Annotated in this window: 12 protein-coding genes; 4 read left to right on the top strand and 8 right to left on the bottom strand. The window is 42.8% G+C overall.

Annotated elements, in window-relative coordinates; genetic code table 11:
• Positions 1 to 21: 21 nt before the first annotated feature.
• The 3 genes from CLI64_RS19905 to CLI64_RS19895 all read left to right on the top strand — a co-directional run bounded on the left by CLI64_RS19905 (position 22) and on the right by CLI64_RS19895 (position 3,022).
• On the top strand, positions 22 to 879 hold the full coding sequence (locus tag CLI64_RS19905; protein WP_103138829.1) for an ATP-binding cassette domain-containing protein: 858 nt from the start codon (positions 22 to 24) through the stop codon (positions 877 to 879).
• A complete protein-coding gene (locus CLI64_RS19900) occupies positions 836 to 1,690 on the top strand; it encodes an ABC transporter permease (protein WP_103138828.1) in 855 nt (284 codons plus the stop codon). The genes CLI64_RS19905 and CLI64_RS19900 overlap by 44 nt, the downstream gene beginning before the upstream one ends.
• A 63-nt stretch (positions 1,691 to 1,753) precedes the next feature.
• Positions 1,754 to 3,022 (top strand): MFS transporter, encoded by a 1,269-nt coding sequence (locus CLI64_RS19895; RefSeq protein ID WP_103138827.1) that lies wholly within the window; start codon positions 1,754 to 1,756, stop codon positions 3,020 to 3,022.
• Between the two features lie 135 nt (positions 3,023 to 3,157).
• Here the strand turns inward: CLI64_RS19895 and CLI64_RS19890 are convergent, their stop codons facing one another.
• From CLI64_RS19890 to CLI64_RS19855, 8 genes are all read right to left on the bottom strand, one after another.
• The gene (locus CLI64_RS19890) at positions 3,158 to 4,048 is read right to left on the bottom strand and encodes an exosortase-dependent surface protein XDP2 (RefSeq protein ID WP_103138826.1); all 891 of its coding nucleotides are present in this window, start codon (positions 4,046 to 4,048) and stop codon (positions 3,158 to 3,160) included.
• Between the two features lie 89 nt (positions 4,049 to 4,137).
• Entirely contained in the window at positions 4,138 to 4,893 is a 756-nt protein-coding gene (locus tag CLI64_RS19885) for a dienelactone hydrolase family protein (protein ID WP_103138825.1), read from the bottom strand.
• Between the two features lie 78 nt (positions 4,894 to 4,971).
• Positions 4,972 to 5,928: a D-2-hydroxyacid dehydrogenase gene (locus tag CLI64_RS19880; RefSeq protein WP_103138824.1), complete on the bottom strand. Its 957-nt coding sequence runs from the start codon at positions 5,926 to 5,928 to the stop codon at positions 4,972 to 4,974.
• Positions 5,929 to 6,028: 100 nt separating this feature from the next.
• Entirely contained in the window at positions 6,029 to 7,027 is a 999-nt protein-coding gene (locus tag CLI64_RS19875) for an aldo/keto reductase (protein WP_103138823.1), read from the bottom strand.
• Positions 7,028 to 7,072: 45 nt separating this feature from the next.
• On the bottom strand, positions 7,073 to 7,726 hold the full coding sequence (locus CLI64_RS19870; protein ID WP_103138822.1) for a dienelactone hydrolase family protein: 654 nt from the start codon (positions 7,724 to 7,726) through the stop codon (positions 7,073 to 7,075).
• Between the two features lie 119 nt (positions 7,727 to 7,845).
• Positions 7,846 to 9,381 carry an amidohydrolase family protein gene (locus CLI64_RS19865; protein ID WP_103138821.1) on the bottom strand — a complete coding sequence of 512 codons (1,536 nt, stop codon included), beginning with the start codon at positions 9,379 to 9,381 and terminating at the stop codon, positions 7,846 to 7,848.
• A gap of 122 nt (positions 9,382 to 9,503) precedes the next feature.
• Entirely contained in the window at positions 9,504 to 10,943 is a 1,440-nt protein-coding gene (locus CLI64_RS19860; RefSeq protein ID WP_225977397.1) for an LLM class flavin-dependent oxidoreductase, read from the bottom strand.
• Positions 10,944 to 11,188: 245 nt separating this feature from the next.
• Entirely contained in the window at positions 11,189 to 12,889 is a 1,701-nt protein-coding gene (locus tag CLI64_RS19855) for an iron uptake porin (protein ID WP_103138820.1), read from the bottom strand.
• Positions 12,890 to 13,811: 922 nt separating this feature from the next.
• Between CLI64_RS19855 and cysK the strand changes: the two genes are divergently transcribed.
• Positions 13,812 to 14,804: a cysteine synthase A gene (gene cysK, locus CLI64_RS19850; protein WP_103138819.1), complete on the top strand. Its 993-nt coding sequence runs from the start codon at positions 13,812 to 13,814 to the stop codon at positions 14,802 to 14,804.
• Positions 14,805 to 14,806 lie beyond the last annotated feature (2 nt).

Here is a 14,806-nt window from a genome sequence, read left to right as displayed (position 1 = left end):
CCGCAGAAGTGGATTCTACTTGTGACAAAACTAACAGGAAGAATAGACGATTGGCCTGCAATATCAGCTAAACCTGCCAATCAAGTCATTTTAGCCACCCAAGAACTGACACGCCGCTTTGCTCAATTTACGGCCGTTGATACCCTGAATATTTCCGTAGCTTCTGGTGAAGTCTTCGGCTTGCTGGGGCCAAATGGTGCAGGAAAAAGTACAGTCATTAAAATGTTGACGACTTTATTACCACCGAGTGCAGGACGCGCTACCCTGGCGGGGTACGATGTCAGTCAACAACCGAATGAAGTTAGAAGAGTAATTGGTTACGTACCGCAAGCATTATCAGCTGATGGTAGTCTCACAGCTTATGAGAATCTGTTGATATTTGCCAAACTATATGACATTCCCGCTCAACGAAGACGACAGCGCATTCACGAAGTTTTAGAATTCATGGATTTACAAGAAGCAGCCCATCGCTTAGTGAGAAACTATTCTGGCGGGATGATTCGCAAATTAGAAATAGCCCAAGCCATATTACACCGTCCGCCAATTTTGTTTTTAGATGAGCCAACAGTTGGACTAGATCCTGTGGCGCGCACTCAAGTTTGGGAATTAGTCGAACAACTACGCACTGACTACGGTACAACGATATTTTTAACTACTCACTTTCTCGAAGAAGCTGACAGTTTATGTCATCGCGTCGTCATTATGAACCGAGGTAAAGAGATTGTCACTGGTTCACCCACAGAATTAAAAGCCGCCATCGGTAAACCAGACGCAACTTTAGATGACGTGTTTATTCACTACGCAGGTAATCAATTAGTATCAGGAGTGAGCTACCGTGAAATCGCCAGAACCAGACGTAATAGCCAGAGATTGGGCTAAAACAAGATTTACTCACCCCAAAAATCTGTTTGTGGCTATCAACAGGCTATTTAGTAAAACCCTGGTAGTGACAGAACTGGAAGTCCGAAAACTCAGACATGACCCTAGTGATTTAGTCATTCGGGCTGTACAACCTGCTTTGTGGCTACTGATTTTTGGGCAAGTATTCAATCGTACTCGTGTCATTCCCACCGGAAATCTACCTTACCTAGAATTCATCACACCAGGAATTCTGGCACAGAGCGTGCTTTTTGTAGCTATTTTTACAGGGGGTATGACGCTGATTTGGGAACGGGATTTAGGAATTTTACAGAAACTTTTAGCTAGTCCCATACCCCGTGCAGCAATGGTTTTAGGTAAAGCGATCGCTGCTAGTATACGCTGCTTTTCCCAGGTGATTTTCATTTATGGGCTAGCTATTTTGCTGGGTGTACAACTAAATCTGCATCCCCTAGCTTTCATCAAAGTATTGTTGATTGTATTTTTAGGAGCTGCGAGCTTTTGTGTATTTTCACTGATTATTGGTTGTTTAGTGAAAACCAGAGAAAGATTTACAGGGATTGGGCAGTTATTAACTATGCCATTGTTTTTTGCCAGTAACGCCATTTATCCTGTATCACTCATGCCTAATTGGTTAAAATTCATCTCCCACATCAATCCTTTGACTTATGAGGTTGATGCCTTGCGGGATACGATGCTAGTCCACGGCTCAAGTCTTTACGGATTTGGTACAGACTTTACTATCCTCTTATTTACATTAATTACCTTAACTATCATCTGCGCCAAACTTTATCCACGGGTGGCGATGTAGTTACAAACTCCGTTGACTATTGACTATTGACTATTAACTATTGACTAATTTTGAATTCTGCCGATGTCTTCAAGCAAACGAAACCTTCTATCTAATACTGATGTTGCATCGCACGATCCTTTCGCAGCCTTGAGATTTCGAGATTATCGCCTGTTTACCATAGGACGTGTGCTGTTATTTACAGGCTCACAAATGCAGACAGTAGCCATTGGCTGGGAACTTTATGAACGCACTAATTCAGCAATGGTGTTAGGTGGGGTAGGATTGGCGCAAGTCTTACCGATGATTATCTTAACTTTGATTGCTGGAGACGTTGCCGATCGCCGCGATCGCAAGCACACTGTTTTATTATCAGTAATTTTACTAGTGTTCTGCTCCTTGGCTTTAGGTGTTGTTTCCTATAGTCGAGGTGCGGTTTCCTTAGTTTACCTGTGCTTACTTTTAACTGGTGTGGCGCGAGCATTTTTAAAACCTGCTAGTGATGCGCTGATGTGGCAATTACTACCAGTGAGTGCCTATACCAATGCTGCAACTTGGAATAGTAGTAGCTTCCAACTAGCGACAGTCATAGGGCCAGCCTTGGGAGGATTGGCGATCGCAGTTTGGAATAGTGCAACAGGAGTGTATATACTAGCTGCGATCGCTGGACTTTTGTGTTTTGTTCTCCTCTGGAAAGTTAAACCCCAAAAGTCAACCTTTCACAAAGAACCGATATCACTACAAGCATTATCAGCCGGTGCTAAGTTTGTCTGGCAAAATCAGCTGATTTTAGCAGCCATCAGTCTAGATTTATTTGCAGTCTTACTCGGTGGTGCAACTGCACTACTACCCATCTTTGCTAAAGATATTTTGCGCGTCGGCCCTGTGGAACTAGGGTATCTACAAGCTGCGCCATCCATAGGTGCGCTGTTTATGGCTTTAGTTTTAGCCCATATACCTCCTCTACGCCAAGCCGGAAAAGTCCTACTTTGGTCAGTAGCAGGTTTTGGAATTGTCACCATTATCTTTGGGTTATCTCGGTGGTTTTGGCTATCACTGTTAATGCTGGTATTGAGTGGTGCGCTAGATAGCATTAGTGTAGTGATTCGCCACACCTTAGTACAGATTCGCACCCCCGAACATTTACGGGGTCGGGTTGCAGCAATTAATAGTGTATTTATCAGTGCTTCTAATGAGTTAGGCGGCTTTGAGTCAGGTTTAGCAGCAGCCTTATTTGGTACAGTGGCTTCTGTTGTGGGGGGTGGAGTCGGTACGATTTTAGTAGTGATTGCTACAGCTATGATTTGGCCAGAAATTCGCCAGTTGAAAACATTAGAAGACTACAAAGAGTAGGGTGTAAGGGTGTGAGGGTATAGGGGTGTAGGGGAAAAACTAATTACAAACTACTCTTTCTTAAATTTCACAAGCAAATTTACCCAGATTTTGTAGAAAAATCTGGGTATTTCATAGCCGCTTAGTGATAAAAAATTACTCGGTCACGATTCTCTTGCGCTTGATAAGCGTAGCTAAACCGCCAGCTAGAAGCACGCCCATAATTACAGAAGGTTCGGGAACAGCCTCTACATTGGCGGCTATCACCTTGAAATCTGGCCCGTTGTCGTTAGGAACATCAGCAATTAACCCATTATTATTAGAGCTAGTTAATCGTAGTGTTCTTGTAGTGATGCCATTCAAAGTAATACCGATAGAACCAATATTAAAAGGGCCATTATTCAGAATCGGCTGCACTACTGTACTGATGTTATAGTCGGCTTTGGTGTAGTTTTGCCTCAAAATTTTGTAACTAGCGATGACTGCATTATTATCATCCAAAGCCTCAACTAATAAATCACTGTCACCCGCAACTGTACCACTGGGATTTCCACCACGCTCCCAAAAGAAAAATGTATTTACGGGATTGGCAAAAGCAACTTCGATGCTGGCTTTATCAGCATTTTCTCGTGTCACTAGAATACTATTGAGATTTAAGTTACCTAAACTGCTAACAATATCTTGATCTGTTGGGTTAGGTTTAGAAGGGCCTTCTGTAACTAGATTGTCATTAATTGTATTGGGGCCTCGTCCTGAATGCAGTACGCCAAATACACTGCCATCAGCTAGAGTGTAAGTATCGTTTTGTAAAATCTTGGCTTGGTTGACAACTGCAAAACTATTAATAGTCCGTCCGTTAAATTCCACTGAGTCTAGCCGGACATCTCTTGTGGGATCATTTAGCAGATTACCAGCAGGATCAGGAGTAGCCGTGACGTTGGTTTTAAAAGAAAATGCAGTGAATGATGCTGCTTGAGCAGGTAGTGTCATCATTAAAGAAACTGCACCTGTAGCGATCGCGATCGTTTTGACGAAGATAGTTTTCATTTCTATTGCAAGTAAGTAAACACAAACACCAAACAATTTTTAGTGAATCTCTAAATATTTAAGTTCCACTAATTACTTTCAAAAGTCCTTTAAACTGTCTGGAGTTGTAGATAGTTTGCAAACAGTTCTTGAACTTTTTGCCAAGCATCAGTAGCAGCTTCGGGATTGTAGCTGGCGCGGTGATTGCAGAAAAAACCATGTCCTGCATCGGGATAACGATAAACAGCATGAGGAATTTGATATTTTTGCAATTCAGCCTCAATTTGTTGTGTATGCTCTAAAGGAATACCTTGGTCTTCTAAGCCAAAGAATAGGTAAATCGGTCGTTTAATTTCAGGAGTGAGAGTAAGAGTAGGTTCTCCACCGCCGGGAGTAGAAGTGGTAATACCACCACCATAAAAAGAGGCTGTAACTTTGATATCCGGTAAGGTGGCTGCTAAATAAACCACATGACCACCAAAGCAAAAACCAATCGAGCCAATGGCATCTGCTTGGACATTGGGTAAGCTTTTTAAATAAGCGATCGCCGCCTGAATATCGCTCAAGATTTCTGTGGCTGTAGTCTTGTCTTTATATCCTCGACCTTTTTGGATATCTTCGGGGTTATATCCAGCTTCAAATCCAGGTGCAACACGTTGAAAAAGTGATGGTGCGATCGCTACATATCCCTCTTGAGCAAATTTTTCGGCTACTTCCCGAATGTGAATATTCACACCAAAGATTTCCTGCACCACAATCACCGCCGGAAAAACCCCTTCTCTAGCTGGTTGGGCTAAATACGCGTCTATTTGTAAATCTGCATTGGGAATCTGCACGTAAGCAGTGCGAATTTCTGTATTTGTCACGTCGCTTCGCTCCGAATTCAAAATTCAAAATTCAAAATTCAAAATTAAATTTTTGCCTTGGTCATTTTTTTGGTGTGTTTAGTAGCCGGCGTGTTGATCGACAACGTTCTTTAAGGGTTGACCGTTTTGATAACGTCTGAAATTATCGAGAAATAGTTCTATGGAACGTTGTTTGACGTTGGGGGAATGACCAGAACAATGAGGGGTAATGAATAAGTTGGGAACAGTCCACAAAGGACTTTCGGATGGTAAAGGTTCATCGATAACTGTATCTAAAGCTGCACCAGCAATCCAACCTTCTGTGAGGGCTTGAATTAAAGCTGGCTCATCCACGACTGCACCACGGGCGATATTAATTAAATACGCATGGGGAGGTAGCGATCGCAGTACAGTTTTATCAATCAGACCTTTGGTTTGTGGTGTGAGTGGTGTAGCAATGACTAAATAGTCTACTTCTGGTAACAGCACTCGCCACTCATCTGCACCTACGACTTTGTCGAAATTTGGTAGTGCTTGGGGATGACGACGACTACCAAAAACGCGCATTCCAAAGGCTTTGGCACGTTGGGCGATAGCTTGACCGATACCGCCTGCACCGATAATTAGTAAAGTCGCATCAGTCAGTTCTTGAATAGCAAAGCCTCTTTGCCAATGGCGTTGAGCTTGCAAATTATAGAGTTCTGGCAAATATTTCGCATGAGCCAGTATATATGTAATCACAAACTCTGCGATCGGAATTGCATGAGATCCTGCGCCATTAGTGAGGATGAGGTTACGTTCTAAGTAAGTTGGGGTTAAAATGTGGTTTACACCGGCGTTTGGTGCATGATGCCAACGCAGTTGAGGTGCGGCGGCTAAAACTCGGTGTAAAGTAGCCGGCTTTAAGAAAAACCAACTAAAATAGATTTCTGCATCCTTCGCATCTCGGTCAAGATTGCCATCACTATCCACAAGTGCAATCTGTGTATCAGATGGTAAATGCGGCTCAATTTCGGCAGCAATCTCTGCGTGTAAAATGAGTTTTTTGGAAGTCATACCATTATTGTGGATTGCGGAATAGTTTACTGGTGCGCTTTACAGAAATCTATTTGTCGCATTCTTTATCACAGAAACAGTGCTGAACTATTTTTCTGCACTACCGTAGAGAATCACCCTTGCGGTATTCGCTGGTGATATTGTCTAACTTTTGCTTTAAATTGTCGTCGAGTGTAATTTCTACAGCCTTGAGGGTTTCAGTGAGTTGTTCTGGACGGCTAGCCCCGATAATAGGAGCAGTAATAATGGGATTAGCCAACACCCAAGCCACTGCAAGAGTAGTGAGCGATAATCCCGCAAATTCTGCTACTGTGCGTAATTCTTCCACAGTATTTAACTCGCGATCGCGCCAATAGCGTTCTTGATAACGTTCGGCCGCAGTCCCCAAAGTGAAGCGTGTACCTTGGGTTGGGCCGTTACTCAAGTTATGTTTCCCTGTCAGTAAACCTCCGGCTAAAGGGTTGTAAGGAATTACACCTAAGCCTTCCTCTTTAGCTAAGGGTAGAAGTTCTCGCTCAATTTCCCGAAACAACAAATTGTAGCGGGGTTGAATGGAAACAAAACGGGTCAAATTTCGCACATCAGCACGACCCAAGGCGCGAGCCAGTCGGTAAGCCAAGAAGTTAGAAACTCCGATATAACGCACTTTCCCAGCACGCACTATTGTGTCTAAGGCTTCTAGTGTCTCATCTAGGGGAGTGGAAGCATCGTCAGAATGCAACTGATACAAGTCAACATAATCAGTTCCCAGTCTTTTTAAGGAAGCATCTATTGCATCTAAAATATGCTTACGAGAAGCACCCTGATCCCAAGGTGCAGTCCCAACTTTGCCCACACACTTAGTAGCTACAATAAAGTGTTCCCGTTTCCCTTTGAGCCAACGTCCAATGATTTCTTCGGTGCTACCAGCCGTCGCTAGTCCACCCCCTAGAGGATAAACATCGGCTGTGTCGAGAAAGTTAATACCAGCATCGGCGGCTGTATCAAGGATGCGCCTAGAAGTTTCTTCATCTGTTTGCAATCCAAAGGTCATTGTCCCTAGAACAAGGCGCGAAACAGTCAGTCCGGTTTGACCAAGTTTAGTTGTGGGTAATGTCATGTTGCTGCATTCCTAATTCAAAATTCACCAATCCCCAATTCCTCATCAAGACACGACAGAAGCTTGACGAAGACCCTGTGAAACAAACCACTGTTGCAGTTTCGAGTCAGTGTAAACTTCATCGGCAATAAAGTGATCCCCTTCTGGGAAGATGGTAAAGTCTACTTTTCCCCCCAGTTCGCGCAAGGTATTAACAATTTGTTGTGTGTCTTCTAGTGACAGTTTTTCGTCCTTACCGCCTTGGAATATTTGTATAGGAATTTCTTTAAGTGCAGCTAGTTGATTGAGTTCTAATGTGGTTGGTACACGACCAGATACCGCTACTAATCCAGCGAAGCGGCCAGGATGAGATGCGGCGATGTGCCATGCTCCGGCAGTACCCAGGCTAAATCCAGATAAAATTACACGAGAGGGATTGATCGCTTCAGAGGCGATGAGATTGTCTAACAAAGCAATTACATCTGCTTCTCTGTCTACCCAAGTTTGTCCTTCAGGAAGTTGGGGAGCTGCAAAAAAGTAAGGTAAAGGACTAGATTCATTAACAAAACGAGGTAAACCCCATTTCAACAGTACATTTAAGTCATGACCGCGATCGCGCGCTCCATGTAAAAACAACACCAGAGGCGCGGGTTTTTTGGTATCTTCCGAGACAGGGGAAAAAAGATAGGGAAATAAACTAGAACGGTGTTCAATAGCCATAGTTGTAATTCCTCAAGTGTGTACGATTTAGGAATTGGGGACTAGAAATTATCTAATCCCCATAAATCCTAAAAGTTCTGTGATTTGACCCAAATATCTCCAAGCCTCTATGCAGTGATTTAAGCCACTACCAAGTTTTTATCCGCTTGTGGGGATGTGGTGCTGACTTTAGATTCAATCGCCGTACCCTTGAAGAAGTCAGGGTTAGCTTGGGTGTAGAACTTGTAGGGATTACCAAAGACATAGGCTTTAAAGTCTGCTTCAGAAATCACACCTTCTTGGACTAAATCCCAGCTTTCTGCTAGAGGATCTGTGAGGTCGGGTACATCCCAGTGACCAACGTCTGAGGAGTAAATGGCGTTAATTTTCACTTTTAAAGGATTGGCTTTATCGTTGAAGGCTGCGCCAATGGTACGATCATCAGATTCAGAACCAAAGAAGAAGCTATTTACCCAGCGATCGCGAATATCTTCAATAGTTTCAATTCCAGCCACCGCAAAGTCTTCTAGTTCACTACCAATGGGTGAACGGCTATGACGGTTAAAAGAAGAACCTAAGACGCTCTTTGTTAATTCTTCTTTGGTGAGGGGATGAGCTTCTAAGAATTCGCTACCGAAACGCTCAAACAATGCGTACAACTCGTTAGCATTGGTGAGTTCTGGGTTGTAGTTTTGTAGTCCTTGGAGATTGCGTTTGGAGAAACGGTCTACTAGGTGAATGTAGACGTGTGCGCCCCAATCTGCGCCACCTTCGAGCATAGCGACGCGCAATTGTGGGAAACGCTTGGTTACACCACCAAAGAACAATGCTTTCGCAAATGCTTGTGAACCATCAGCAAAGTGACCGATGTGGTTATTCATGTAGTTGCTAATGGAGGAGCGTCCAGTCCAACCTTGACTGCCGTAGTGGGTAGTAATGGGTACACCTAATTCCACTGCTTTCGCCCAGAATGGATCATAGTCGTATTCACTATCCAATCCGTAGAAGTCAATGTAGGAGGCGTATTTAGCGATTTCTGGGTATTGGTCTGCGGGGTATTTATCAGCGATCGCCTTAATGGGACGTTTTACACCACCAGGAATATTTGCTACTTTTAGCCCTAGTGTTTTTACAGCAAATTCTAGCTCTTCAATCGCTTCTTGGGGGGTAGTCATGGGGATACCAGCAACTACCGTGAGGCGATCGCTATATTTGCGATACAAGTCAGCATGATAATGATTTACAGCCCGTTGCAATGCTTGGCGATGTTCTGGTTTAGCTCCAGCCGGCACCAATACATTGTTAGGAAATAATACAGAATAGTCTGAACCTTGTTCTGCCTGACGCTCATAAAAGAGTTCTGGCAAAGTGTAAGTAGCTAAATCTAAAGTATTGCGGGTAACTCTCGCCCACCAAGGAGAACGAATTGTGCGGTTATATTGCCGTTCTTCTGGGGTTTGTTGATACCAGTCTTTACCGTTGACTTTGGAGTTGAGACGAGAAGATTCGGCTTTGCGTAATGCGTCTACAAGTTCTGCACCACCGTAATTAGCAATGTAATCTTCTAAAGCTGGGGTGAAATCATTGGTATGAACATCGGTATCAATTACCGGATAATCAAGTTTTGCTTTAATAGCGGCGGAACGGGAGGTTTTTAATCTGCTATATTCTGTCATGATTTCTATCCTCTAAAGAATTACAGAATGATTGCTGAGTAAGTTTTTAATGAGGACTGAAGTCCTCACTACGAACCGAAAACCATCTTGTCTTTACGCCAAAACCAATCGCTGAGACCATTTCACGAAAAACCTGATACAGATGTAAACCCTGAAAGTTTTGCTGCATCTAAGTTTTTTAATTGCGAACTGCGAATTGCGAATTGTGAATTGGTATGAGACTCTTTTTGAGTAACAAACTGATTCACCGGACGACGTAATCCCAAGTTTTCCCGCAGGGTGCTACCTTCATACTCAGTACGGAATAATCCGCGCTTTTGGAGTATGGGAACCACTAAATTCACAAAGTCATCCAATCCTGTGGGCAGTATGGGGGGCATAATATTAAACCCATCGGCTGCACCGTTGTTAAACCACTCTTCTAACTGGTCAGCAATGCTTTCGGGAGTACCGATGATGGTGCGATGACCCCGCGCAGTAGCTAGGGCAAGATACAATTGGCGCAGAGTCAAAGTTCCACGATTAGCTAAATCCTTGACTAGTTTCAGACGACTTTTGTTATTGTTGGTATCGTTGGGGAGTTCAGGAGCTAAATCATCAAAGGAATATTTGGATAAATCCACACCTTTGTAGTAGTTCTTTAAGATTCCCCAAGCCACATCAGGATGAATCAAAGATTGGATGAATTCGTATTTTTCTTGAGCTTCTTCCTCAGTCCGTCCAATGACTGGAAAAGCCCCAGGCATGATTTTGAGGTCGTCTGGAGAGCGTCCATATTTTGCCAACCGACCTTTTACGTCAGCATAAAATTCCTGGGCATCAGCTAAAGTTTGATTGGCTGTGAAAATCACTTCCGCAGTTTGTGCTGCCAAGTCTCTTCCAGCTTCCGAAGCTCCAGCTTGCACAATCACTGGGTAGCCTTGGGGTGGGCGACCGACGTTTAACGGGCCTTTAACGGAAAAATGCTTACCTTTGTGGTTGAGGATGTGCAGTTTATCGGGGTCAAAATAAATCCCTGATTCGCGGTCACGGAGAAAAGCATCATCTTCCCAGCTATCCCATAAACCCTTCACCACTTGCACAAACTCTTGCGCCCGTTCATAACGTTCGCTATGTTCTGGGTGATGCTCAAGACCAAAGTTAGCGGCGGCGTTTTCATTACCTGTGGTAACGACATTCCAACCTGCACGACCTTGACTTAAGTGATCTAAGGAAGCAAATTTACGAGCTAGGGTATAGGGTTCTTCGTAGGTAGTGGAGGCCGTAGCAATAAAGCCGATGTTTGTAGTCACGGCGGATAAAGCCGAAAAGAGCGTCACAGGCTCAAAATGAACAAGTTTCCCATTGCGTTTTTGAGTTGCTGGTGCGCCTCCCCAAACACCCGGACTATCTGCCAGAAATACCGCATCAAATAGACCCCGTTCGGCAGTTTGGGTGATTTCTTTATAATGCTGGAAATTCAAACCTGCATCTATTTGGGCATCTGGATGTCGCCAGGCAGAAACATGATGTCCGGTAGCTTGAATAAATGCACCTAAACGAAACTTACGTTTCTTACTCATATTCTTGTTCTTCAATAATGCAATGCGATCGCTATTTGGCGTGTAGTTAAATTTACGTAGCAATCTTACTCAGTGAATAAAGATTACACGATGAGTCCATCAAAAATATGTACTGCTCATCACAATAATCGAGAATCTAATTATTAGATATCCAAATATTAAGAATCACGAACTAAAAATTGGGCATAGGGCATGGGGCATGGGGCATAGGTTTTCCCTTACACCCCCACACCCTTACACCCCTATTAAAAGCTAAAAGTAGTACGAACAGCACCCACCCAAATGGGATCATTCGCTCCGTTATGTTCTGGCTTGGTAATTACAAAGCAAGAGGGAGTGATTCTGATGTTGTCACTGACGCGCCAAGTATAAAAAGCCTCTAAATGTAAAGATGTATCCGGGTCTTCCCGACGGGCTGCGTTTGGTCTGGGTCGATAATCATTACTTGTGACTTTTGGTGGTACACCAATGATGAAACCACCAACATTACCCTGTTTACCCAGGTCTGGAAAAGCCAAGGTTAACGCGCCATTGATAATAGTGGCATCGTTATCTGAACCATTTTGCTGATGTGCGAGGGTATAACCAAACCAACCACCTAAATGGAAGCGGCTACTAGTTCTCCAATTAAATTGCAGACCAAAGTTATCGCTAGTTGTCGCGTTTTGTTCAAAAGGATTTCTCGAAAAAGCACTACCTGTCCCACCAGTTAAGTTAAAACCAGTCCCAGTCCCAAAGTATTTACGACCATAGGCAAGAGCCACATCTAACTGACGACTAGGTGAATAAGTGAGTTGACCTAATGCCAAACTATTACCGTTGAAAAAGCCATTACCATCTGCGGGTCTGTTAGCTTGACTATCGTTGACGATGTAACCCAAGTTGAGTTGTAGCTGGCTGTTGAATTTATACGCAAAAGCCGCACCAGCACCGTCAAATCCTGGTCGATAAATAGTGGGATTAAATGTAGCAAAACGAGACAATGCGCCATTCAAACCACCAACGGAAGCATTGATAGTAGGAGTAAATACAGCTGGTTGTAAAGCTCTTGTCCCTACCCAAACGGTGGCCTTTTTTCCTACAGGAAAACGATAGACTAGTTGACTGAGGTATGTTCCTTCTCTACCATCAGTATCAAAGGTAAAGCGGGTCATTGCTGTTCCTGTGGTGCTGGTTAAATTGGGAACTGCACTCCCTGCTGTAAGAATTGTGGTCAGTTGGTCTCTACCGGTAAAACTAGTTTGCAAATTCAGTCGGACACGGTAGCTAAAGAAGGTGTTAGTGCTATCTTTGGTGTCATTTGCTGGTGTATTATTGGCGCGATCGCCGAATGTATCCGCAGCCACGAAAATTGCATCACCGACTAATTTAGTAGTAGTGGAAAACTGATTAGCTTCGACTTCCGCAGTCCGCGCTTCTAATGTGTCTAGTCTTCCTCTCAATTGTGCAAGTTCTGTGGCAAATTGTTCTTGCAGTTTTTGCAATGTGGCTAAATCTTCTTTCCGTACCAATTCTCCGGTATTACTAGCAATTAATTCATTGAGACGGTCTAAAGCTGCATTCAAACCTGCGGCGAATTCATAACGAGTCAGCGCACGATTCCCTTTAAATGTGCCATCGGGATAACCCGCAATCACACCGTATCTTTCTACAAGAGACTGTAATGCTTGAAATGCCCAATCTGTCGGTCTGACATCAGATAACTGTGAGACAGATGTCACTTGACCAGTCAATTGTGTGGTTGAATTATCTGTTTCTGGATTTTTGCTAGATGAATTTGATGATTCCGGTAAATTCTGAGCAATTTCTTGTGCAGGTATATCTGCATTTTCAGCGATGATTTTTTGCTCAGGTAATTCTATCGCTTTACTGGCTGAAGAAATTACTAAAAAAGTACCAAAAATAGTTGGAACAACTAAAAAATAATTCCATAGTAATCGTAACATTGATATTTTCCCTTGACACAAAACTAGATGGTTTTCACTGGTTTAATTAGATTTTTTGTGGAAAATTTTATTTGTAAGACATCACATCCATCGTTAAAAAAGATAAATATTTTTATGGCAAATGAGGCATAAATTAGAAATAAATTTTCTTATGCCAGTCAGTTGTATTAAGGCTATATGACTCTTGTGGAATGTATGTAAATTCAATAAAATCGCATACATTTTGCTATTCATTATCAAGAAATCTTGATTTTAAGCAGTATATTCAGTAATCAGATTTGCTTCCCATACAAAAAATAAAAATGTTGCTAAACTTAGCATTAGCGATCGCAATTTCCATGAGGTGCTTTTCCCATTTTATTCATACTCAAATAGTAAAATACACTAAATCTATCGAGATTAAGTATTTTGCTTATTTTGTGATGTTTGCATAAATCGTCATAAAATACAAGTACCCTGGAAAAGTTATTTCAGAGCAGTTTACAGAACTTTACTTGCTAATTTGTCGTGAAGAATACTTTATTTTTTGTGGTATGTGTGAAAAACTTTGTTAGGTAATAAATACGTTAAGCCAATCGATTTAAAGTATTTTAAGTCAACAGCCTAGTTATGGTTGTTAACAAGTATTCAAGGTAGTGCAATGTTTGGGGGTTGCAACTTCCTCGGCAAAGCGTTGGGATATAACATCCTAACGGGGATGGTTAACTGATGGCAGTATGAGCAGATGCCGCGACGTTAAGCGTAGATTTTTCTATGTTTGTGGCATCTCTTCTGCCTTTTTTCATGAACAACAAGAGTAATTTGTACGAATATTTGAAAAGGAATCAACATTAAAAGGCTAAAAATCAATTGGCTTACCGTAGTATAATAGGCTCAAGCTGAGGATCAAAACTTGTGAGTAGATCCCAGGAGTCTAAAGATCATGCGAATTGCTAATAACATCACAGAATTAATCGGGAAAACACCTCTTGTCAGATTGAATCGCATTCCTCAAGCGGAGGGATGTGTGGCTGAAATTGTCGTCAAGTTGGAGGGAATGAATCCAGCAGCTTCCGTCAAAGACAGAATTGGGATGAGTATGATTGAAGCGGCGGAAGCAGAGGGATTGATTACACCAGGGAAGACGACTTTAGTCGAGCCGACTTCAGGGAATACGGGTATAGCTTTGGCAATGGTATCAGCTGCTAAGGGTTATCAGTTAATTTTGACGATGCCTGATACCATGAGCCTAGAACGGCGTGCGATGCTCAAAGCTTATGGCGCACAACTGGAACTAACTCCAGGTAGTGAGGGGATGAAAGGAGCTATCCGACGAGCCGAGGAAATTGCAGCATCTTTACCCGATGCTTTTATGTTGCAACAATTTGCTAATCCGGCTAATCCTAAGATTCACAGAGAAACTACAGCCGAAGAACTTTGGCAAGATACAGAAGGTAAAATCGATATTTTAATTTCTGGAGTCGGTACTGGGGGAACAATTACAGGAGTTGCAGAAGCTCTCAAGCAACGCAAACCGGAGTTTCAAGTAGTAGCGGTAGAACCCAGTAATAGCCCTGTGTTATCTGGTGGTAATCCTAAGCCCCATAAAATTCAGGGAATTGGGGCGGGGTTTATTCCACCAGTGCTGAGGTTGGAATTAGTTGATGAAGTGATGCAAGTAGCTGATGAAGATGCGATCGCTTTTAGTCGTCGTCTAGCCAGAGAAGAAGGATTATTATCGGGAATTTCCACAGGTGCGGCTTTATATGCGGCTATTCAAGTAGGCAAACGTCCAGAAAATGCCGGACGTTTAATAGTGATGGTGCAACCTAGCTTTGGCGAACGTTATCTGAGCAGCGTATTGTTTAAAGAATTACCAGATGTAGAATTTGCTTTCTTAAAAAAATTCAATCAAAACGGTGTTTCCGTTAATTAAAT

Origin of the sequence: Nostoc sp. CENA543, from assembly GCF_002896875.1 — a bacterium.
Classification (GTDB): Bacteria; Cyanobacteriota; Cyanobacteriia; order Cyanobacteriales; family Nostocaceae; genus Trichormus.
Note: the sequence above shows the minus strand (reverse complement) of the source record. Positions and strands in the feature narration are given on the sequence as shown.

Bases quoted from the DNA above. Each gene is read 5' to 3' on its own strand.
- CLI64_RS19880 (WP_103138824.1), bottom strand. From the start codon at position 5,928: ATGACTTCCAAAAAACTCATTTTACACGCAGAGATTGCTGCCGAAATT.
- CLI64_RS19875 (WP_103138823.1), bottom strand. From the start codon at position 7,027: ATGACATTACCCACAACTAAACTTGGTCAAACCGGACTGACTGTTTCG.
- CLI64_RS19855 (WP_103138820.1), bottom strand. From the start codon at position 12,889: ATGTTACGATTACTATGGAATTATTTTTTAGTTGTTCCAACTATTTTT.
- CLI64_RS19890 (WP_103138826.1), bottom strand. From the start codon at position 4,048: ATGAAAACTATCTTCGTCAAAACGATCGCGATCGCTACAGGTGCAGTT.
- CLI64_RS19865 (WP_103138821.1), bottom strand. From the start codon at position 9,381: ATGACAGAATATAGCAGATTAAAAACCTCCCGTTCCGCCGCTATTAAA.
- CLI64_RS19870 (WP_103138822.1), bottom strand. From the start codon at position 7,726: ATGGCTATTGAACACCGTTCTAGTTTATTTCCCTATCTTTTTTCCCCT.
- CLI64_RS19860 (WP_225977397.1), bottom strand. From the start codon at position 10,943: ATGAGTAAGAAACGTAAGTTTCGTTTAGGTGCATTTATTCAAGCTACC.
- CLI64_RS19895 (WP_103138827.1), top strand. From the start codon at position 1,754: ATGTCTTCAAGCAAACGAAACCTTCTATCTAATACTGATGTTGCATCG.
- cysK (WP_103138819.1), top strand. From the start codon at position 13,812: ATGCGAATTGCTAATAACATCACAGAATTAATCGGGAAAACACCTCTT.